The sequence below is a fragment of the Pseudobdellovibrionaceae bacterium genome (genome assembly GCA_019637875.1).
Lineage (GTDB): Bacteria > Bdellovibrionota > Bdellovibrionia > Bdellovibrionales > Bdellovibrionaceae > JAHBUW01.
In genome coordinates this window covers 58929-80538 of the sequence record JAHBUW010000011.1, presented here as the reverse complement: position 1 = coordinate 80538, position 21610 = coordinate 58929, and the positions used below count along the sequence as shown (strand labels likewise).

At 58.4% G+C, this 21610-nt stretch carries 22 protein-coding genes; 5 read left to right on the top strand and 17 right to left on the bottom strand.

Translation table 11 applies throughout. The features are described 5' to 3' along the window. Positions 1-24: 24 nt before the first annotated feature. The 8 genes from KF767_13970 to KF767_13935 form a co-directional block, all read right to left on the bottom strand. Positions 25-963, bottom strand: a complete 939-nt coding sequence (locus KF767_13970) for a hypothetical protein (protein ID MBX3018989.1) — start codon at positions 961-963, stop codon at positions 25-27. Between the two features lie 79 nt (positions 964-1042). Beyond that, positions 1043-1843, bottom strand: a complete 801-nt coding sequence (locus KF767_13965) for a DUF429 domain-containing protein (GenBank protein MBX3018988.1) — start codon at positions 1841-1843, stop codon at positions 1043-1045. A 23-nt stretch (positions 1844-1866) separates the two neighbouring features. Then, positions 1867-2859 carry a galactokinase gene (locus KF767_13960; protein MBX3018987.1) on the bottom strand — a complete coding sequence of 331 codons (993 nt, stop codon included), beginning with the start codon at positions 2857-2859 and terminating at the stop codon, positions 1867-1869. Then, positions 2856-4310 (bottom strand): DUF4340 domain-containing protein, encoded by a 1455-nt coding sequence (locus KF767_13955; GenBank protein MBX3018986.1) that lies wholly within the window; start codon positions 4308-4310, stop codon positions 2856-2858. Before KF767_13955 ends, KF767_13960 begins: the two co-directional genes overlap by 4 nt. A gap of 22 nt (positions 4311-4332) precedes the next feature. Beyond that, complete coding sequence (locus KF767_13950) at positions 4333-5874, bottom strand: GldG family protein (GenBank protein MBX3018985.1); 1542 nt, start codon at positions 5872-5874, stop codon at positions 4333-4335. 3 nt (positions 5875-5877) lie between these two features. Further along, entirely contained in the window at positions 5878-6651 is a 774-nt protein-coding gene (locus tag KF767_13945; protein ID MBX3018984.1) for an ABC transporter permease subunit, read from the bottom strand. Then, a complete protein-coding gene (locus KF767_13940; GenBank protein MBX3018983.1) occupies positions 6652-7602 on the bottom strand; it encodes an ABC transporter ATP-binding protein in 951 nt (316 codons plus the stop codon). It abuts the gene before it with no gap. Between the two features lie 72 nt (positions 7603-7674). After that, on the bottom strand, positions 7675-8967 hold the full coding sequence (locus KF767_13935) for a hypothetical protein (protein MBX3018982.1): 1293 nt from the start codon (positions 8965-8967) through the stop codon (positions 7675-7677). Positions 8968-9057: 90 nt separating this feature from the next. Here KF767_13935 and KF767_13930 point away from each other — a divergent pair, with 90 nt between their 5' ends. Next, entirely contained in the window at positions 9058-9324 is a 267-nt protein-coding gene (locus tag KF767_13930; GenBank protein MBX3018981.1) for a hypothetical protein, read from the top strand. Positions 9325-9345: 21 nt separating this feature from the next. Here the strand turns inward: KF767_13930 and KF767_13925 are convergent, their stop codons facing one another. Next, a complete protein-coding gene (locus KF767_13925) occupies positions 9346-10260 on the bottom strand; it encodes an RsmB/NOP family class I SAM-dependent RNA methyltransferase (protein ID MBX3018980.1) in 915 nt (304 codons plus the stop codon). Between the two features lie 39 nt (positions 10261-10299). On the opposite strand from KF767_13925, the gene KF767_13920 reads away from it, so the two are divergent. Further along, entirely contained in the window at positions 10300-10590 is a 291-nt protein-coding gene (locus tag KF767_13920; GenBank protein ID MBX3018979.1) for a (2Fe-2S) ferredoxin domain-containing protein, read from the top strand. 2 nt (positions 10591-10592) lie between these two features. Here KF767_13920 and KF767_13915 read toward each other — a convergent pair whose 3' ends face one another. The 5 genes from KF767_13915 to KF767_13895 all read right to left on the bottom strand — a co-directional run bounded on the left by KF767_13915 (position 10593) and on the right by KF767_13895 (position 16267). Further along, entirely contained in the window at positions 10593-12047 is a 1455-nt protein-coding gene (locus tag KF767_13915; GenBank protein MBX3018978.1) for a PAS domain-containing sensor histidine kinase, read from the bottom strand. Then, positions 12044-12721 carry a response regulator transcription factor gene (locus KF767_13910; GenBank protein ID MBX3018977.1) on the bottom strand — a complete coding sequence of 226 codons (678 nt, stop codon included), beginning with the start codon at positions 12719-12721 and terminating at the stop codon, positions 12044-12046. Before KF767_13910 ends, KF767_13915 begins: the two co-directional genes overlap by 4 nt. Before the next feature lie 22 nt (positions 12722-12743). After that, positions 12744-13412 (bottom strand): phosphate signaling complex protein PhoU, encoded by a 669-nt coding sequence (phoU, locus tag KF767_13905; protein ID MBX3018976.1) that lies wholly within the window; start codon positions 13410-13412, stop codon positions 12744-12746. A gap of 85 nt (positions 13413-13497) precedes the next feature. Beyond that, on the bottom strand, positions 13498-15189 hold the full coding sequence (locus tag KF767_13900) for a hypothetical protein (GenBank protein ID MBX3018975.1): 1692 nt from the start codon (positions 15187-15189) through the stop codon (positions 13498-13500). Next, positions 15173-16267, bottom strand: coding sequence for a hypothetical protein (locus tag KF767_13895; protein MBX3018974.1), 1095 nt, complete (start codon positions 16265-16267; stop codon positions 15173-15175). Before KF767_13895 ends, KF767_13900 begins: the two co-directional genes overlap by 17 nt. 15 nt (positions 16268-16282) lie before the next feature. Between KF767_13895 and KF767_13890 the strand changes: the two genes are divergently transcribed. Then, on the top strand, positions 16283-17230 hold the full coding sequence (locus tag KF767_13890) for a hypothetical protein (GenBank protein ID MBX3018973.1): 948 nt from the start codon (positions 16283-16285) through the stop codon (positions 17228-17230). Positions 17231-17266: 36 nt separating this feature from the next. Here KF767_13890 and KF767_13885 read toward each other — a convergent pair whose 3' ends face one another. Together KF767_13885 and ppk1 are read right to left on the bottom strand one after the other, a co-directional pair. Further along, positions 17267-17770, bottom strand: a complete 504-nt coding sequence (locus KF767_13885) for a histidine phosphatase family protein (protein MBX3018972.1) — start codon at positions 17768-17770, stop codon at positions 17267-17269. 20 nt (positions 17771-17790) lie between these two features. Then, entirely contained in the window at positions 17791-19953 is a 2163-nt protein-coding gene (gene ppk1, locus KF767_13880; GenBank protein MBX3018971.1) for a polyphosphate kinase 1, read from the bottom strand. Positions 19954-20040: 87 nt separating this feature from the next. On the opposite strand from ppk1, the gene KF767_13875 reads away from it, so the two are divergent. Both KF767_13875 and KF767_13870 read left to right on the top strand, forming a co-directional pair. Then, complete coding sequence (locus tag KF767_13875) at positions 20041-20562, top strand: PilZ domain-containing protein (protein ID MBX3018970.1); 522 nt, start codon at positions 20041-20043, stop codon at positions 20560-20562. A 71-nt stretch (positions 20563-20633) separates the two neighbouring features. Continuing rightward, complete coding sequence (locus KF767_13870) at positions 20634-21176, top strand: hypothetical protein (protein ID MBX3018969.1); 543 nt, start codon at positions 20634-20636, stop codon at positions 21174-21176. Positions 21177-21182: 6 nt separating this feature from the next. On the opposite strand, the gene KF767_13865 is transcribed toward KF767_13870, so the two are convergent. Beyond that, positions 21183-21488, bottom strand: coding sequence for a PilZ domain-containing protein (locus tag KF767_13865; GenBank protein ID MBX3018968.1), 306 nt, complete (start codon positions 21486-21488; stop codon positions 21183-21185). Positions 21489-21610: the final 122 nt, after the last annotated feature.

Genomic DNA, 21610 nt, shown 5'->3' with positions numbered 1-21610 from the left:
GCCTACCAACTTATTCCCTAAAAACTAGAAAGCCAAAAGAATCATCGCCGCCAGATTGAAGATGAACGCCAAAGAGGTCGTGGTGGACGAATGCCTTTTTTCCACATCCCCGACGGGTCTCATCTCGGAGGCGAGATATTCGGGCGCCAGATCGGCGCTTCGGTCCTTGTTCATGTAGATGTCTTTGAGCAGCCGAACCTCTTTGGGTAACCGCACCAACGCATTTTCGCGCAGATCCTCGAGGTTCCGGACACGCGAGACTTTCACGAGGACCCGGTCGGATTTGATCTCGACGACCTGACCTTCCGCGACGATTTGCACTTGGCTGCCGTCTTTGAAGAAAACGCGGCTGGGGTCGCCGACGACTTCGATCCACTGCACGCTGTCGCCCACTTCGACGCGGCTGGTATTCCCGACCGACACCCAAGCGCGACGCTCGCCGTTCTCTTCAAAAACGGCCTTCTCTTTCAGCGAATCGACGATCTGGTAACCCTGGTAGGGAAGATCCAACAGGAAATCGTTCATCAACTTCTGACCGGCCTTCACGAGCTGGTCGTTGATGGGGAGCGCCGGATGGAACTCCATCTCGCCGGTCCACAGCAAATAGCCGTTTTCGCCGTCGTAGATGTTCATCAAGATGCGGCGATCGACCACGAATAAGGTCACGAGCGCCTGGGCATCCAAAATTTTACCCAAGATGATCGCGTCGGCGGGCTTCAAAGTCTCGCGCGCCTGGAAGACCCCGCGATTGATCATGAATCGGCGGCTCGCGACCAGGAAGCGCTGATCTTTCGTGAGCACTTCGCGGACCTGCCACCACGCCTCTTCGGAACTCGCGGCCTGGGTGCCGCCGATGGGAAAGACCGCCAGTCGCCGCAAAAGCTCGTGGCGGTATTGCGCCTGCGCCAGCGGCGCAAGCAAAGACAACGCGAGGAAAACGATCGCGAATGTGAAACGTGACATCGCTTCCATCATGACATGATCCCCTCCGCCCCTCGAGTCCCATCCGGGCCCCGCCTCTCCGAAGGTCCAGGCAAAGGGCTTACTTTTCGGAATCGCGGGGAAGTTCCACCCAGACTTCGTTTTTCGGGAAGCTCGCCGGACGTTTTTGGGTCTGGTTTCCGTGGCGCAGATAGCCCGTGAACGCGCACAGAAAACTCTCGAACGCGTGGAAGTTTTCGGTCATGAGCTTCAAATCGTGGTGATAGAAGAAAACCTTGAGCTGATCGCTCATCGCCTGCAGAAAGATCCGCCGCGCCTCATCGCCGCCGACGGAGTTGCGGTACACCTTCAGCTGACTGCGGTTCACTTTCAGCTGCTGGCCCAAACGCCAAACGGCGATCCGCGGATGGGCCTCGAAGACGTCCAACGCCAAACGCCGACGGATAAAATGCGCCCGCGCCACGAGCGGCGCCAGGTTCGCGCCGAGCGCGTGCTGCACGTCGATGCCGTCGTCCATGTTCTCTTGCAACCACAGATCGAGCGGTCGCTGCGTGTAGGGCGTGAACATCTTCTTCGGTTTGGGTTTGTCGCTCTCTTGATAGATCGCCCGCATCCATTTGATCTGCGGGACCGTGCAGGTTTCATAACCCGGGCACGGCAGTTCGCAGCGCACGCAGACCGGAAGGCTCAGCGGCACATCCATGCCGAGGGAGTGCGCGTTTTCCGAAAACTGCTGGATCAATTCGTGGACTTTGTGATCGGCCGAGATGAACTCCTCGGCCTTGATGCGGTCGAAAATGCGGTTCAGAAAAAGGCGGTTCGATTCGGGGTAGTAGTCGACCACCGCCAGGCAGGCTTTGTCCGACTTCCCGCCCGAGATCGACAGCCCCAGAAAACGCACGAAGCGCTGCTGCGAATCCCTTTTTACAGAGGATCCACCGGTGCGGCGTTGAGCGTTTGGAAGCCGGCGTTTTGACATGCGTGGACGACCCTTTCGCGAGCCCGAGGTTCCACCCAAATCATCACACATCCTCCCCCGCCCGCGCCACAGATCTTGAGGGCCGAAGCCCCTTCTTGACGGCTGAGGTCGTGCAGTTTTTCAATTTCGGGACTTGAAAATTTCGGGGTCAGTTGTAAGCGGGCGTCCAGCTCGCGCCGGAACAGATCCGGCACCACCGACCAGTCCCGACCGCGGATCGCGGTGACCAGCTCGTTCGCCACGGACTTCAAGGACTTCAAGGCCCCGAAAACCACCTCGTCGCGGTTCACGGTGCGCGCCAGCACGTCAAAGTTGTTCAGCCCCGAGTGATGCGACCGTCCCGTGTTCACCAGCAAAAAGTGCGTCTCGAGCGGGGTGCCCTTGACCGGCAAAACCTCGTTCGTCATTTTGCGATCCGAGAAATGAATCAGGTTCAGCCCGCCCGTGATCGCCGGGACGTAATCCTGCGTTCCGGTGGGCGTGCGGAGCATCCGCGCCTCCAGCTGGTGCGCCCACATCGTCAGCTCGATCGTGCCCGGCAGAATTTGCCCGGTGAATTCGTGGGCCGCCTTCAAACAAGAAATCAAAAGACTGGAGCTGCCCCCAATCCCACCGCCCACCGGCGACTGCGAACGCGTGCGGACGGCGACGTGATCCAAATCCGGCACCGCTTCAAACAGCGTGCGGTAAAACGCCAACTCCGGATCCGTGCTCGAAACCAGCGTTGCGCGTCCGGGGAAGGTCCATGATTTCTTAAGATCGTCCGAGTGAATCGAAACACCGTCGGCGAAGGGTTCCATCTCGCACTCGGTCCACAAACTGATCGCGACGTTGACGGTGGTCGCCCCGCCGATGAAGGCGTAAAGCGGCCACAAATCCAAAGTTCCGCCCGCCAGATCCACGCGCGTCGGGGAAGTGATTTTGATTTTAGGGCTCATCGCGTACCTTCCGTCGCCGCGGCGGGGGTCGGGGTGGCTTCGGTTTTTGCGGGACGCAACTCACGCGCCAACAAGGGATTGATGCCGAGCTCTTGCACTTTCTGCTGCTCGAGGCTGAAGCCTTCCGCAGACAGGTTCGACTGCGCCGTCAAGAGGGCCAGCTCGCCCAATTTCCTCGTGCTCCCGCCCAGATTCAAAGCCAAAACGGTCTCGCCTTGGTTGTTGTAAAGTTTGATTTCGGTGCGGCTATCGGGGCTCGTGCTGGTCTTGGTCGCCAGGAATTCCGTCGCTTGCAGCTCGCGCAAGCCCGCGACCAGCTGGGTGACGTTTTCCGAGGTCACTTCCAAGTCCGCTTTCGATTTTTCGACGATCGTCCACGCATCGGCTTTCTTTTCAGCGCGAATGAAATCCGAACCGCGTTTGACTTCGATCCGGGCCACCCGTCCTTGATCGAACTCGAGCGGACTTTTCAGATCGCGGTACTGCCGGGGATCTAAACCGAAAAACTTGCCGACTTCGCCTTCGTTGGCCGCGACCCACAGCCGGGGATGCGACATCAGAACCTGGTGAATCTGATTCACGGGACGGCTGATGTCGGCGGTCCACGGGGCTTCTTGACCGTCGATCCGCGCCTCGATCTTCAGCGCCGCGGGCGCAAGCCCCGCCGACGCCAGCTCGGCCTCGGTGGGCTCGCTCTCGCGTTTGAACTCGGCGATCACGGGACCGACCAGATTCGCGAGAACCTCGCGCACCTTCGCCTGATCGAGTTTCCACTCCGGATGCTCCGGCGAAAACCACGTCGCGTCCTTCAGCTCGAAGGTCAGTGACTTGCCGCCTTCGGTGAACTTCGCGCTCCGGAGCTTCATCGAAGGCTCACGCAAGATGCGCTTGTCGCGGAAGTCACGCAGCTGCTTTTCGATCCGGGTCAGCCACGAGTTCGTGCCCAGGAAGACTTTCGCTTCGTCGCTGCGGCGAAGGTAGGGATCGCCTTGGAAATTCTTGCGCGTGCCCACGGTCAGCGTCACGCTCGCGCCGGTCGTATCGAAGACCTGCACGCCGCCCGCCGGCTCTTGCAGACCGAACTGCGACCAGTCGACATTCGGGTCATTCAGAGGCACTTCCTGCGCGCGCTCATGCACCAGTCCCTCCACGAAACCCTGCACTTCATCTTGATTCGCGCGTTCGTCGATGGGCGACTTGATCCACCAACCTTCGGGCGTCTTTTCGAAACGCGACTTGTTCGTCATCAGCGGCGTGCCTTCGCGGTTGATCGAATAAGATCCTCCGGTCAGCTCGAACGCCGCGATCTGCGCGGACTCGAACTTCAGAAGCCGCGAGGCTTGGGATTTGCGTTCTTCTTGGCGCCGGTCCCATTGGTAGTCGAAGATCGCGGCCGCGACGGCGACCGCGGCGACGGCGCACCACATGAAGAGGGCTTTGTTCTTTTTCATGCGCAACTCCTTGGAACCTGTCCTATGCGCTCCGACGGCGCCACCACATCACGAAGCTGCCGGCGTAAAGCGCCAGCGGCAACGGAATGGCGAACAGGAAGATATAAAGCACGAAGCTCGTGTCCAGAAGGACGAGTTCCGTGCGGCCCACTTCTTTCGGCGAAATCGAGATGATGTGCTCTTCCCGCGCGAGTGAAGCCACGGCGTTCAAAAGCAGGTCCCGGTTCAAATTCTGGTAAAGCGACTGATCGTTGACGAACTCGCGATCGCCGATGACCACCATCTGGAACTCTTTCGCGTCCGCGGCGCCCGGCATTTTTCCTTTGATGCCCATGGCGACGGTGAACGGGCCGTCCGCCGATTTTTGCGTCGCTTGCAAATTGGTCACCGCGAAAGACGAAGCGTCGGTGCGCACCAGATCGTCGATCTGCAGTCCCTCGGGCGGATTCGTTCCCACACGTTCAATCGACTGCGGAAAACGGAAGACCGTGAACTGGTTCTGTCCAAAAGGGCGCGTGATGGGATTCGTCGGCGAAAAGACGCTCCCGCGCGTGAAACGCGGATCGGTCGTTTCGCCGATGGGCAGTTTGATCGTCGTGCGCACGAAATTGTTCGCGGTTTTGATGCCCACGCGGTTCAGCAAAGGCTCCAGGCCCGTCGCTTGATGGGGCTCCAGCGCCAAGAGGACGCCGCCGCCACCTTCCAGATAGGCTTCGAGCGCCTGCACTTCACTCTCCAAAAACTGCTGTTTCGGCCCCAAGATCATCACGACGTCGGCGTCGGCCGGGACCTGACCGGCTTCGGCGAACGTGAACGTGCCGACATCGTAGCGATTGCCCTCGAGCAGGCTTTTCATGAAGCTCGCGCTGTCGCCACCGGGCGCGCTGTCGAGCGGCAGCTCGCCGTGCCCGCTGACGACCAAAATTTTCTTCGCGGTCGCGCGCGAAACCTTCACCAGACCGCCGGTGATTTCCTGCTCGTCGATTTTTTCGATCAAGCTGGTCCGCCCCTGGTATTCCATCAGCACGGCCTGCGTGCCTTGCTTGATCTGATACTTTTCAGTCAGATCGGGACGCGTGTTCACGTCGACGAAATCCAGCTGAATGCGCGGCGAATGATCTTGATACTTGCGGATCAGATCGACGAACTGTTTGCGGTTCGTTTCGACGCCTTCCATCCCGGTGTTGTAGAAGTAGATGACCTTCAGGTCGTCCTTCATGGTGTCCAGAATCTTCAGCGACTGCTCGGAAAGCGAATTCACCTTCGCCGCCGAAAGATCGAGCGTCAGGTAGCGACGCGCGCCCACGAAATTCACCGCGCTCAGGATGCAGACCACGAGCAGAATCAACGTTCCCATGCTGAGTCCCTGTTTCGTCGTCTTCATCGAGAAGAACTCCGAATAGAACTTGCGGTCCAGATAGATCGCGCCGCCGGTGAAGGTCACCATGAAGAAGATCGCGACCCAGTGGAAGGGCACCCACGCTTGCAAGAGCGCCAAGAACACGATGAACGAGATCAGGCTGAGCAGCGCGCCGAGCAGAAGCAGCTTACCGAGTTGACTCATGACTTACCTCCACCGGTGGCTTTCGACCACCCGCTCGCTCAAGAAACCGAACAAAAAGATCACGCTGCCGAAAAACACCAAACTGCTGGTCCGCACCGTGCCCTCGACCAAACTGGCCAAGTGCGAATTCAACGAGACGTGATCCAGCACCGCCCGAATCGTCGCGCCGTCGGCGATCTCGGCCCCGATCCCGACGAACCAGATCGACAGATTGAAGATCACGGCCATGACGTAGGCGACGATCGCGCTTTCCGTCAGGGACGAACAGAACAGATTCATCGCCGCGTACACCGCCGCGACCAAAAAGATGCCGGCGAACGCCACGATCAAAGGCAACCAGCTGAAGGACGCGAAAATCCAAGTCGTCGCCGGGTACAGAAACGCCAACCCCATCACCACGAGGATCGCCCCCAATGCCGCCAGGTATTTCCCGAGCACGATCTGCACGCTGGTGACCGGCGAGGTCAAAAGCAGATCGAAGGTCCGCATTTTCTTTTCTTCGGCGAACAGACGCATGGTCAGCGCGGGCACGACCAGAATCAGCATCAGATTCACGTACTGCAGCAGACGCAGGAAAACCGCGTAGTGGATGTTCAGCCCTTGCGTCGGCATGCCTTGCTGAAACATGGCGTTCTTCAGCTGCATGTCGAAGACCTTCAGCTGCGTGGGGTAGATCCACGAGACGATCGTCATGACCAACGCGCAGACCAACAAAAATCCGGGGCTGAACAGAAAACCGCGGAACTCTTTTTTGAAGATGGTGATCGTCGGACTCATTTAAACCTCCGCCGTGGGTGCGGACTCGCCCGAACCGTAAGTCAATTTCATGAAGATGTCCTCGAGGCCCACCTTGACCGAGCCGATTTCCAGCAAACCGTAACCTTGATCCATCGCCGCGCGCGCTAGATCCTCGATGATCTGCTCGTCCGTTTCGGCGTCGATCTCCCATTCCACGGGCGTCGCGCCCGCTTTCACGGCGCGCACGCCGCGCGTCCCCCCGATGAAGCCCGGCGCCGTTTCTTGCGCTTTACGCAGCTTCAAATGGATCCGCCGCCCGGAAGCTTGCAGCGCGGACAGGTTCTCGAGCGAGTCTTGCGCGACGATGTGGCCGCGGTTGATGATGATGATCCGTTCGCACGTCGCCTGCACTTCCGGCAGGATGTGCGTCGACAAGATGACGGTGTGTTCGCCGCGCAGCTCTTTGATCAGGTCGCGAATCTCGGCGACCTGTTTGGGGTCCAGACCGACGGTCGGCTCATCCAGGATCAGCACCTCGGGATTCGAGACGAGCGCCTGGGCGATACCGACGCGTTGACGGAAGCCCTTCGACAAGTTTTGGATCAAACGTTTTTCGACCGCGCCGAGATTCGTTTTTTCCAACGCTCCATCGACGCCTTTCGCGCGCAGATTCGCGGGTACGCCTTTCAGCTCGGCGACGTAGTCCAGGTATTCGCGTACCCGCATGTCGCCGTACACGGGAGGGGTTTCCGGCAAATAACCGATCCGGCGCTTCACTTCGAGCGGACTTTCGAAAACGTCAAAGCCGCAGACGCGCGCTTCCCCCGAGGTCGGCGCCATGAAGCCCGTGATGATTTTCATCGTCGTGGATTTGCCGGCCCCGTTCGGCCCCAAAAAGCCGACGACTTCCCCTTTATTGACATTGAAGTTCAAATTGTTGATGGCGAGATTTTCGCCGTACTTCTTCGTCAACGCGCGCACTTCGATCAAGGGCGACCTCCGATTTTTGGGTCCCGGACTTCAGTTTTCAAGTCCTCGATCCTACTGACGAAAGCTCTAAAATCAATCCTTTGATGCGAAGCTGTACACGGTCGGCGAGTGATAATTTACGCGACCGAGCTGATCGCCCTTGATGGGACGGACGAAGCGGCATTCGACGACGATGACCTCGAAACGCAGACCGACCATTCGCGTCTTTTTGCCGTGACTCTCTTTGTAAAGCCACTGCGCGACCTCTTCGATGTCGTGAATTCCGACATTTTCGTTTTTTTCCCGAAAAATGATCGCGTGCGCGCCGGGTTCATCCTTCAGATGCAGCCACAAATCCCAGGCCCGCGCTTGCCGCAGAATCGCCAGATTGTCCTTCGCCGAACGCCCGTAAACCGCCTGCAGCCCCGAGGGCAAATTGAGCGTCCGCCCCTTCGTTTCGGTTTTCTCGAGCGCCTTCGTGCCGCGCCCCTTCACCACTTCACGCGGCGCGGGCGCGCGGGCGGGATCTTCGAGCCAACTTTCCAAACGCGCGATCTCGATCAAGAGCTCTTCCCGGCGCTCGCGGTTGCCTTCGACCTTCTGCTTCGACTCTTTCGCCTTGCGGAACGCGCGTTCGCGATTGTCGTGCAAATTCAGCTTCGCGTCCCAAAGGGGATGCTCCGGCAGGTCGCGACCGAACTTCAGCTCTTCGCCAAAGGCCCGCCACGCATCGCCATCCAAGGCGGCCAGCGCCTCGTCCAACTTGATGATGACCCCACGTTTTTTATCGAGGTCTTTCTTCCAGGTCTTCAAGCGCGGATCGATGACGGGAACCTTATCCACCGGTTGATCCACCGTCCGGGGACCGCGGTGCAGCTCCATGTACTCGTGCAGGTACAAATCCCAATCGTCATAACGGACCGGAAAGTCCGCGACTTGGTTTTGCGGTTCGAGCGGTTTCGGTTTATCCCAATGCAGTTTTTTGCCGCCGGATTCCGCCGTCGCGTTCAACGCCTGCGGGATCAGGACCACGGTCAAGGTCGTCGTCTTTTCGCCGTCCTGGGAGGTGAAGAAAAGTTCGACGACCCGGCCGAATCCTTCCTTCATGCGCAGCTCCCGCAGCTCTAAATTTTTCGCATGCGAATTCAAAAAAAGCGCGAGGGGTTTGGAAGATCCTTTCCGCGGCGCTTTCGCGTCCCCGGACCAAAGGACCATGAAACCGCGGCCCGGTTTGAGATCGAAATAAATTCGCCGAACTCCTTGGCGGTAGATCTCAAGCCAAAGTCCGTCTCCGTCCACCCCAACGTCCTGAAGGCGCGAGTTTTCGACCAAAGGTTTCATCCATTGGACCAGTTCGCGCAGCTCATTTTCGTTCAGCGATTTCACGCCTCGACTTTACCCCCGGGCGCCGACTCCCTCAAGAAAATCAACGAGTCCCGTTAACCTTTAGAGTTTGAACTCCGAAGGAATCATTGAATGAAAAACGACCGCTTATTTGAATTGATGATGCTCCGTCTGGAACGTTCCGATCTCGCCGAAGAAAGCGAGTCGGACTTCATCCTGAACGTCACCGCCGAATACATGGCCGAGTTGATGGCGCAGGGAAACATCCCGCACTTCTTGATGAACGTCGTCGAGCGCGACCTCAACGAGGAGCTGATCGAGATCTACCGTAAGAAAACCTACGGCTCCGTCAGCCCCAAAGACTACCGCAACCGCAAAGCGCGCGTGCGGAGTTCATGACTCGCGCCACCCACCGGCGGCTCAGTCTTTCTTCTTAAATCGTGACATGAAGATCGGGCCGAAACCCGCCCGATCCGGCAAAAAGTAAATCCCTTCACCACCGCCCGCGATCTCGACGCGTTCGCCGCCTTCGGGAACCACGCAACCGATCCCTTCGATACGGTCGCCTTTTTTCGCGAGAAACCTTTCCACCACACCTTCGTTTTCCCACTTGGAAACCGTGCAGGTCGAATACACGAGCGTGCCGCCCGGCTTCAGCGCCTCGAGCGCCGCGGTCAGCAGCGCGTACTGGCGCTGCGCCAGCCCCTTCGACTTCTGGGGCGTCCAGCGCTCGCGCTCTTCCGTGTTTTCCAAAAGGTGCGCCTCGCCTGAACAGGGGGCGTCCACCAAGATGCGCTCGAAGGATTCTTTGTGCGTGAGCGCGAATTTACCGCCGTCTTTTCCGGTCAAGCGCACGCGGTCGCGCACGCCGCGATCGACATACTGCTGCACCACTTTTTTGAGGCGCTCACGGCGAGGCATCGAGGGCTCGTTGAGCAAAATCTCGCCCGTCCCGTCGGCCAACGCCTCAATCAGAACGAGAGACTTCCCGCCCGGCGCCGCGCACAGATCCAGCACAGTGTCGTCCGGCCCCACTTCGAGAGCGCGCGCCGCGAAAACGCTCGCGGGATCCATAATGTAGTAAGCCAGGAGCCCCTCCGGGCCCCGCGCCGCACTGATTTCGGCGGCGGGCCGCTCCAGGGTGAAGAGTCCCGGCGCGTCGGTGCGCCACGCCGGCAGCGGCAAAGCCCCGGTGGAAAAGCGGTTCATACGGGCGACGCGCAGCTCTTTTTCGCTCAGCGCGTTCCAAAGCGCGGGCCAGCGTTCGCCCCAAAAGGCCCCATAGGTCTCTTGAAAAAGGGCGCTGATTTCGGGGCTAGGCTTCGTTGCATTCACGATTCCCGCGATTTACACTGCGTCCTTCGAGGTGCCAACTTGAGTTTCAAAGCCCACCTATTCGTTTGCACAAATTCCCCCGACAAATCCCACAAATGCGGATCGAAGGGCGCCGAAGAGCTGCGTAAACGCCTGAAGGACCGTTGCAAAAACGAATTCGGCAAAAGCGTCCGGGTGTCCTCGGCGGGCTGCATGGGCAAGTGCGAAGAAGGCATCGCCTGCGTGATCTACCCGCAAAATGAGTGGTTCCTGAACGTCGAAGATCGCGGCCGCGACGAAGACCGCATCTTCGAAGCCGTCCGCTCCGCCGTCAAAAACGCGAAAGATTAAGCCTAAAGCCGATCCGGAAAATGCGCGATGAACTCGGAGCCGCGTCCCAGTTCCGAGCGGACCGAGATTTGCCCGCCGTGACTTTGCACGACGTGCTTCACGATGGCGAGGCCCAGCCCCGTGCCGCCCACATCGCGTGAGCGCGCTTTATCGACGCGGTAGAATCGCTCGAACAGACGATGCAGATGCTCTTCGGCGATGCCCGGTCCGTTGTCCTTCACGGTCAGGCGAACGATGTCGGTCCCGGGATCCGTCGACCACAGGATCTCGATGCGACCGCCCGTGGGAATGTACTTGATCGCGTTCCCCACGAGGTTCGTGAGCACCTGATCCAGTAACCGGTAATCGCCGCGAAACGCGCCGCGATTGTACGTCGCCTTCATCATGATGTCTTTGTTGCTGGCCAAGGGCGAAAGCCGCTCCATCACCTCTTCGGTGATCTCTTGCGGTTCGATATTTTCCAGGTTGAGCACCCCACTGCTCTCCAGACTCGAAATCGTCAAAAGATCGTTCACGAGCTCGCTCAGGCGATCGACGTTTTTCGAGATCGTTTTCAGGAACGACGACATCAGGTCGAAACGTCCCGCCTGCGCGTCGTCGAGCGCGGTGGTCACAAACCCCTTGATGCTCGTGAGCGGCGTGCGCAGCTCGTGCGAGGCGTTCTCGACGAATTCGACGCGGATCTGCTCGGCCAGGTGGTATTCGGTGATGTCGTGGAACAACACGAGCGAAGCGTAGATCTCGCGCGTTTTTTCCTCGCGTAAAGGCGTAATGATGATCGAGAAATAGCGGCCCGTCGGATCGATCTTGGTCGAAAGGCGCTTCTGCAGTGTCTGCACCAGTCCGTCTTTTTTCACCTGACGGATCTTGAACAGGACTTCGTCGTCACGAAAAATGTCGATCAGCTTCAGGCCCGGCCCGCCTTCGTTCGACGTTTTGATCTGCTCAGAGCTCAGAAAGTGTTTCGCGAAACTGGAGTTGAAGAACTTCACGCGCTCGTCGCAATCCACGCTCACGACGGCGTCGGCCAGGAAACTCATGAGCGCCTGCGACTCTTCGCGCTCGTGCGCGAGCTGGATCCGGCGCTTCTTCATCTTGCGGCGGATCTGGTCGAGCGCCTGTTCGAGTTCGTAGTATTCGCCGGGCTGGTATTCGAAAAGATCTTCGTCCTTCGCCGACTCGTCGATGTTGAGATCGCGCTTTTTATGCGCCAGACGGAGCGCCTTCAAGATCACGCGCTTCAGCGGCGCGGCCACCCGGTAGGCGGCGAGCGCGGAAATCCCCAAAGTCACGATCAGAAAAAGACCGAAGATCGCCGGCAAACGCGGGTCCGCCAAACTGAAGTCGCCAAGCACCGTCGCCGCGAACAAAGCCGCGACGAAGCTCAAGTTCAAAAGAACGATGAGCGTCAGGTAGAACTTCCAGAATATACGCCAGGGGAAAAATCCGCTCTTCATTCAGCTCGAACTCTGTAGCCGACTCCCCGAATGGTTTCAATCCAATCGGCTTCCGACTCCAGTTTCTTTCTGAGGCCAAAGACGTGCGTATCGATCGTACGCCCGGTCACGGAGATCCCTTCCCCCTGCACGGTCTCGATCAACTGATCCCGGGTCAGCACCCGGCCTTGATTCAGGATCATTTCCGACAGGATTTTGAACTCCGACGGCGTCAAATGGATGGGTTCCCCCTTCAATTTGACCTCGTAGGTGTCCATATTCATCGCGATCTCGCCCACTTTGAGCTGGGAGCGTGGCGCTCCGGGGCCTTTCAAGGTTTGCGTGCGACGCAGCAGAGCCTTAACTCGGGCCGTCAAAACGCTGGGTTCAAAAGGTTTGGTGATGTAGTCGTCGGCCCCCGCCTCGAGCCCCTGGACGATGTCGCCCGGTTCGGTCTTCGCGGTCACCATGAGGACGGGAACTTTGGTGGATTGGCCCGCGATCGGATCCAGCTGCTTCAGGAATTCGATGCCGCTCATGTTGGGCAGCATCCAGTCGAGGACGATCAGGTCGAAAGTATTCTTGCGGAGTTGATCCAGCCCTTCCAGAGCCGAAGCGCACTGTTGTACGCGATGGCCTTGGCGAAGCAAGAGGAGGCTGATGAGTTCACGGATCTCGGACTCATCTTCCACCACGAGCACTTGGCCGGGAGTCACGTCAAGAGTACTTACCATGCCGGATGTCCTTTCCGGTGCTGACGAAAATGACGTCCTCTGCGATATTGGTAGCATGGTCGCCCATCCTTTCCAGATTGCGCGCGATCAGAATCAAATCCATGGCGGGCTCCACCACCGTCGAATCTTTTTTCATGGCCGCGACCATCTGGTTAAACACCTGTTGTTTGCGTTGATCGAGCTCATCGTCCGTCATCAGCACTTTTTGTGCGACTTCCGCATTGCGCGTGACGAAACAATCGAGCGCGTCCTTCACCATCTTCTGCGCCACCGCGGCCATCACTTGGATGTCTTGCAGTGAGAAGCTGCCTTTTTGTTGGATGAAGTCCTTCGCGGAGTGCGAGATGTTCACGCACTGATCGCCCATGCGTTCGAGATCGGAATTGATTTTGATGATCGAGATGACGAGTCGCAAATCGGTCGCCACCGGTCCCTGTTTCGCCAGGAACTCCGTGCAGACTTGATCGAGCTCGACTTGGTAGTGATTGATCCGCTCTTCGATCGCGAAGACGCCCTCGAGCTTTTCGAGGTCGCGTTGGATCAGGCCCGTGACGACGGTCTCGAGCGCTTTCTCGACGGAGTTCCCCATCGAAAGCAGCAAACTTTTGATCTCATCAAGTTGGTTTTGAAATTGCCTTTCCACGGCCGCCATCCCCCCTGTTTTTGAGCGATGGTCGGTTCAAACGCAATCAAAGTCGAGCAAAAAAACCAAATCCTGACATGAAGAAGGGGCCCCTCTAATTCACCGGTTGCGGGCAGGTCACGCTCTCGGGATTCTGCGGATTCAGCTGTGCTTGAAGCTTCCTTAAGGTGTCGGTCGCGTCGTTCTGATCGCGTTGTTCCGGCTTGAACTCGAACACGCGACAGATCGAAGCAAAGGACTCGGGATAGCGCCCCAAGTTCGCGAGCGCGAGGCCGTTCGCCAGAAAATTCATCGCGATCACGTGGCGGTGCACTTCGTTCAGCCGGAAAAACTCGGGATCCTTCAGGAAGTCACGCAGGACAAGATGGGCCTCTTCATAGCGACCCTGTTTGATCAAAGAATAGGCGTAATTGCCCGAGGCGATCCCCGACCAAGGCTGGCTGGCGAGCGCGTCACGGAAGTACTTCTCGGCCGCCGGCCAATCCTGACGGCGGTAGGCAAAATACCCCAGATAATTGTTCCCGCTGTGGCTGAACGGCGTCACGTCGATCATCGAATGAAAAAGAGTTTCGGAGTCGTGCCAGACGCCGATCCGCGCGTGACTGCGATAACCGATGAAAATCAGCGCCACCGCGCTCAGCGAGATGGCCAAACGCCGCGCCTGCATTCCCGTTCCCAAACGCCAGAAAATGAACAAAAGCAAAAAACACATCGCGGGCATGGCCGGTTGGAAATAGTGATCGGTCACGGTCGAGATCCGCTGAAAATTGAAGTGCACGAGGCCGCTCGTCGGCGACAGCGGCACCAACCAAAGCATCATGAAAATCCATGCGGGCCGCCACGCGCGCCAGAAAATCGCGATCAGCGCGAGCAAAAAGCCGGCGATCCAAGGCAGCGTCTGCCAGTAAAGACCCCACTCCATCAAGCGCCCGGGCTGACGGCCGTAATCGACCGAAAGGGGACCGCCAAAGAAGAATTGGCGAATATAGAAACCGTAAGAGTCCAAAATGATGACGGGACGATCCAGCAACGGGGCCGCGTCCAGCCCGATCATGAATTGGCCCTGGATCGTCCGGGTCACGTAAACGAAAACCGCCGCCAGCGCGAGGTTCAGACCCGACCACCAAAAAATGCGCTTTCTGTCAGTCGCGAGCGGCAGCGCGAAGGCCAACATCAACGTCAGGCCCGGCAGGTAAACCGACGCCGGCTTACACAGAAGCCCCGTCGCGAAAGCCAGCACGGCGAGCCCCCACGTCCACCAGCTTCGGCACGTGAACAGCAGTAAAAGCGCCGACAACGTGAAGAAGGTCGACAGCAGATCGCGAAAGCCCGAATGCCATGCGACGGCCCCCACCTGCAAGGGGTGCAGCAAATAAAGCAGCACCGCCAAAGCGAGCATCCAAGAGCGCGGGTATCCCGTGCTCTCACCGATAAACCGACGCGCCAGCCAGCGCAGCCAGTAAAACAACAGCACGCCGTTCAGAAAGTGAAACGACAAATTCAGAACTTGAAACGGGCGTGGATTGTCCTGCCCGAAAAGGTACGCGGTCGCGTCCCAGATCGTGTAGGTCACCGGGATGTAAAATCCCATGTAGGCGTTCTTCCAAAAATCCAACCAGGTCCCATCGCGGATCAAACGATTTTCGTAGATATTGAAGTCGTCGTCCCACATCACGAACTCATTCTGGAAAAGCGGGTGCCAAACCAAGAGCAGCGCGACCAGACAGATCGCGAACATCAAAACGCGATCGTATTTTTGCATGAAGGTCTTAATCCCAGCGGACATGATATGAAACTCTCCAGGTGTTTTCGTCGCGAATCGCGTTCGAATGGCGATCGCCGTAATCCAGATTCGAGATCTGCACGAGCCACTCCGCACCCGGAGTGGGGGAATACAGATACAACAATTGCGTCGAAGTGACCCCACGGTCACCTTCGCCGCTGATCGGTTCGATCAAGTCCATACGCGCGACCAGACTATGACGACCGCCCGCTTCGGCGCGCGCGCCCCCGTAACCGAGGGTCGCCGATCCCATACGTCCCGCGATACGCTCCCCGCCTCGATCCAAAAGATCCGTGCCGTCGACGACCTTGGCGTTGATCGCGTCCACCGGATCGCGGGTGAACATCGCTTCGAGCCCCGCGCGCCAACCCTCTGGCGCCGAGCTGCGCGCGCTCAAAATCACGCGCTCTTTACCCGCATCGACGGAAGGCACGTTTTCGTAACCCCCGCGAATCGCGGTCAGCAGCAGTTCCGTCCGGCGACCTTCTTCATTTCGCCAATCGAGTCCGCCCCAAACGTGGAAGTCCTTCTGCGGCCCCTGCTCGGACGCGCGTACGCCTTCGCCATTCACGAGCGCGATGCCGAAGCCCCCGCCGTCCGTGCGGTGAAACAGCTCGACGCCGTAGTCGGCGGCGCGCAGGTAGCCCCAACGTTCGAAAAACCAACCCAGGTCCCGCGAGTAGCGGTCGTAGGGCCAAAATTCTTCGTAGCCCTCCAGCCATGCGGGCTCAAAAAGACCGGCGCGAAAACGCAAATCACCGACCGTCGTCGAAAGATTCGCGCGCTGGGGGTTCAGCTCGTTCCCCGCGGCGACCGGGGCCTGGTAATTGAGTTCGAACTCGGCGCGCAATCCGCCGGAAAGGTCGGCGCGCAGCTCTAGCCCCGCGAAAGGAATTTGAAAAAGGGTCGTGCCCGCAAGACCGGACGGCTTCAAATACAACAAGCTTTCGGCGCCGACCTGACCGCGCCATTCCAGCTTTTCGACCTTCGCGGTTTCCGGGGCGGCCGCGAAGCTCACGGGACCGAATAAAAAGCCCAGCGCCAACAAGGAAATGTGTTTCAACACGAGCTTCTTTGTCATACGCTGAATTCCGTCATGAATTTCTCGCCCCTCGCTGGTCAAAGGTTAGCCGCGATTGATATCGGGAGCAATGCCATTCGGATGATCATCGTCGAGGTGAACAGCCGAGGGTTCACCCCGATCAAGAAGTATCGGTTTCCGATTCGTCTGGGCGCGGATGTTTTCAAAAGCGGAAAGATCTCCGCGAAGAACCTCAAAGAGTCCGCGCGAACTTTCGAAAAATTCAGCCAGGTCACCAAAAAGTTCGGCATCACCCGCGTGCGCGCGGTCGGCACGAGCGCGTTACGCGAGGCCGCAAACGGCGCCGCCTTCGTCGAACTCGTTCGGCGCAAAAGCGGGATCAAAGTCGAACTCATCGACGGCAAAGTCGAAGCCCAATGGGTTCACCGCGCCGTTCGCCAAGAGGTCCGGCTCGAGCAGCACCGCGCGGTTTTGATCGACATCGGCGGCGGCAGCGTGGAAGTCACCTTTTCGAACCAAGGCCGCATCGAAGCGACGCAAAGTTTTCCCTTCGGCACCGTCCGCACGCTCGAGATGTTGAAGCGTCGTCACCTCGAAGAAGCGCAGATCAACTTGGTCATCGGCGATTTCATCCGCCCGCTCAGTCAATACGTGCACGCGAATATGCCCGCTCACCGGCTGGACTTCGCGGTCGGCACCGGCGGCAACCTCGAGACCCTCGGCAAACTGAAACCCATTTTGCTTGGACGCAGCTCGAAAACCGAAATGACCGATTTGGAACTGGAAAACATCATTCAGAAATTGCGCCGGATGAGCGTGAAAGAACGGATCACGAAACTCGAAATGCGCCCCGACCGCGCCGACGTCATCGTGCCCGCGGCGCTCGTCGTGCAGGCGATCCTACGACAAGCCTCGGTCCACCGCCTGCTGATGCCCGCCGTGGGCCTCAAAGACGGCATCCTGCTCAGCCTCGTCGACGGCGCAGCCAACTCCAAGACGTGAATTCGTCGACCGCGGAGCGGTGACGTGAATTCGATTTCAGCCGAAAACCTTCGGACTGAGAACCCACTTCAGCTCCGCCAATCCGGGCGCCAACGAATCGAAACTTTCCACTTCCAAACAGATCGCGCCACTTTTCTTCAGATCGATGAAGCTCTCGTTCGCGCCGGCCAGACACCAACTCGCGAAGACACTGAGCTGCGGCTCGTGACCGACCGCCACGACCGAGGTCGCGCGCGGCACGGACGTCTGCAACCAACGCGCGAACGCTTGGGGTGGCGCCTCGGGGACGAGCTCGGTGACTTCGAAGCTCTGCTCGAATCTCATCACGCCGGTCAGAATTTCCGAGGTTTGCACCGCGCGCAGAAGGGGCGAAGTCGCCAGCACGCTAACATCGCCCAAGATGGGCTTCAGCGCCTTCGCCATTTTACGGGTGCGGTCTTTCCCTTTTTCCACCAAGGGCCGCATGGAGTCGTCGAGCTTCAGCGCGAAAGAATCGTCGCGCTCCATCGCCAAACCGTGACGAAATAGGATCAACTTCAAATTTCCCCCTCGAAAACGCGTTAGCTTCCCGCGTCTTCTTCGGGCAGCGTGGCACGTTGCTTGGCCATTGTCATCAAGGTCTGGTGTAGGCCCAAATCGGCGCCCGAGCGCTGCTTGTAATCGCCCGTGGCGTCCATGTCCCAGGTCTGCCGCTGATCTTTCAAATGCAGCTGCACGAGCTCCCACAGACGCTCTTTCAAGGAGCGATCCAAAACCGGCACGACGCACTCCACGCGCGCGTGCAGATTGCGGTACATCCAATCCGCGGAACCTAAGTAGAATTCGCCGTCCACCGGATCGGCCGCGCCATTACGGAAGTAGAAGACGCGCGAATGCTCCAGGAAGCGGCCGATGACCGACATGACTTGAATACGGTCGCTCACGCCCGGAATCCCCGGCCGCAACGAACAGAAGCCGCGCACGACCAGCCGCACGTCGACTCCCGCCTGGCTCGCTTTGTACAGCGAAAGGCCGATGTCGATCTCTTCCATGTTGTTCATCTTCGCGAAGATCAGGGCGGGCTTTCCGTCCTTCGCGACTTGCGCTTCCCGTTCGATCAAAAATTTGAAGCGATTGAACATATTCACGGGCGCGATCAAAAGATGTTTGTAGTCGCTCTTCAACGAACGGCCCGTCAAGTAATGGAAGAACTCGACGAGCTCCGCGGTCAACTCGTCGTTGGCGGTGAACAGTCCCAAGTCCGTGTACAAACGCGAGGTCTGCACATTGTAGTTCCCCGTGCCGAAATGCGCGTAACACTTCAGACCGTCCGCCTCTTGACGGACGACGAGCGCGGTCTTCGCGTGCGTCTTCAAACCCACGATTCCGTAGACGACGTGCACACCCGCGTTCTCGAGCTCTTGCGCCCAATAGATGTTGCGCTCTTCATCGAAACGGGCCTTCAACTCGACCAAACAGACGACCTGTTTGCCGCTTTCCGCCGCGCGGATCAGGGACTTGATGAAGGGGCTGTTGTCGCCCGTCCGGTAAAGCGTCATCTTGATCGCGAGCACCTTGGGATCGTCGACGGCGATACGGATGAATTTCTCGACGGTCGCGGCGAAGCTCTCGTAAGGGTGATGCACGAGCTGATCACCATTGCGCAAAAGTTTGAAGAACGCGTTCGGCTCTTCCTCGTGGAAAGCCGCCGGCACCAAGGGATTCCAAAGGGAAAACTTGTGCTCGGACAGGTTCAGATCCAAAAGCGCCGAGAAACCCGTGAAGTCGAGTTCTTCCGGCGCCTCGTAAACGTCGTCGGCGTTCAGATCGAGCTCTTCCATCAGGAATTTCAACATCCAGGGGTCCGGATTCGGCCCATGTTCGATGCGCACGACCTCCGCAAAGCGGCGCAGACGCAGCTCCTCTTCGATCAACTCGAGCAAGTCTTCCGCGTCCTCTTCGTCGCGCGAGATGTCGGCGTTACGGGTCAAACGGAACGGCATCACCGAGGTCACCTGCATCGCGGGAAAAAGACCCGACAAGTTTTCGCGAATCAAATCCAGCAAGCTGATGAATCGAATGTCTTTCGAAAACTCGGGATCGATACGCACCCACTGCGGCAGAACCTGCGGGATCTTCACGCGCGCGAAAAATTGCTCGTCCCGTTCGGGGTGGCGCAAGGTCACGCCCAGCGATGTCGACAGATTCGAAATGAACGGGAACGGATGCCCGGGGTCCACCGACAGCGGCGTCAAAACCGGGAAGACGTTCTTCGCGTAGTATTTCGCGAGCCATTCCTTTTCGACGGTCGTAAGATCCTTCCATTTCAGCACGTGCACGCCGACCTTCTTCAGGTCGGGCAGGATCTGTTTCGCGTAAATCGATGCCTGATCCGCCACCATCTGTAACGCGAGGCCGCGGATGACTTTCATCTGCTGAAGGGGGGTTTTCCCGTCGGCCGATTTCGACATCAGCCCCATCGCGAGCTGCCGCTTCAGCCGCCCGACCCGCTTCATGAAAAACTCATCTAGATTCGAATGGCAGATCCCCAAAAACCGCAGACGCTCAAAGAGCGGCGTCCGCGCATCCTCCGCCTCGTGAAGCACGCGGCGATTGAAATTCAGCCAGCCGATCTCCCGGTTCGTGAACTCGGATTCGGAAGACAGAGGATGTTCGACCTCGAGCCGGCGTTTCCGCGGCTTTTTCGGGGTCTTGGGGCGGTTTTTCGATCGTTCTTCGGACATAAAAGTGGCTCATCTTAGGGCAGTCCTCCAGCCTTTTGCAGTTGTTTTTTCGTTATGTTTTCAGGCTAAAAGTCCGAAATATTGGGCATGGTCGGCTCATTGGCGAAGTATGTGGCAAGAAGCCCCCGCTATATTTTACAACCGGATGACAACACGTTGATCCGTCTTGCGGGCCCGCAACAGACGCCTTGGGAAGAGGGCACCGAGATCCGCAATATCTCGCTGACCGGCCTGGCGTTCACCGCGCCCCTTGATCTTGCGCCCATCGTCGGCGAGGTCATCAAAATCCAGTTCGCGCCGCCGCAAAAGAACGAGATGGCCTGCTACGGCTTGGTCACACGCATGGAAAACCTGCGGTCCGGCTCGGTGCTCGTCGCGATCAAATTTCTGAAACTCGATTTCCCCCAACGCCTTTACCTGGCGCACGCCTTGTCCCTACGACTCCGTGAGCAGCAAGAGCGCGAACGTCACGTCGAGCTCAACTTCCGGTGGCGCGAGAAGCTTCCGCAAATGATCCTTGCGTGGTTCTTGTTGGGACTCTGGATGATCACGCTGTGGGCGTGGATGTCGGGCTTCCTGTCCTTCGCCGCGAATCAGGCCGCTCGGTAGTAAGTAAACTTGTTCAAGGGCACGGAAAGCGCTGGGGCGCCGACGCGAAATCTGCTACGTCCGTCCAGCCGATGACCCACTTGATCACGCCCGAACACTACTACGCCTTCATCGCCAGCTGCGCCGAGATCTTCGGTGCGCTCGTCGGCTTGATCAGCCTCGTCTACGTTTATAAAACCGAATCCGTCCGCTCCAACATCGAACGCGCCGTTCAGAACCTCGATCGCATCGCCAAGGCCGCGAAGGCTCCGGACGACCTGGAAGTTCACCAGGAACTCGATGTCAGCAATATCGGCAAAATCGAAGAGATTCTGGCACCCCACCTTTCGCTTTCGGATCAGCAAGCCCTCAAGACGTCCGTCAAAGTGCTCCTGGAGTTTACCGAAAACCTGCGTGAGCTGCAGCGTTCGTTCCGCTTCAGCGCCGTTTCGGCGTTCGCGGTCCTTTTCTTCGCTTTGGGTGGGCTCGCGTTCCCGTACGCGTCGTCGCCGGGCTTCGCGCAATGGATTTTTGGGCTGAATCTGCTGCTGGTCCTCGCGGCCAGCGCGCTCACGGTGAATTTCGTACGCCAACTGGCTTCGGAAACTCACTCGTTTCAAATCTCGGGCAGCTGACGCGAATCAAGCGCCTTTACTGGTGCGTTCCATGAATTTTTCTACGAGCTCGTCGGAGTTCAGGAAATTGACGCCCGTGCGTCCCGAAGTGTGCCAGATGACTTCCGCACTGATGCGATGGCTCTTCTTCAGCTGCGACAGGTAAACGGTCACGCAGACCAGATCGCCCTCTTGCAAGCGGGCGGTCAGATCCTTCGCCTCCAGGCAAGCCCCCGTCGACGACAGATTTTTCAGGGTCGCGGGGATCAGCGTGCTTTTGCCGTAGATCTCAATCGAAGTATTTTCCCGAGTCGCGAAGCGCGTGGCTGACATGAATCCCCCTCTGTTCCTTCTCAGTATCTCGAGAGGCGAAATAGAAATCCACCAGAGTGTTTCGGATATTCTGTAATGTCTTTGGCTTTTGCGAAAAGGCCTTACACTTCGGGGGAATTTGG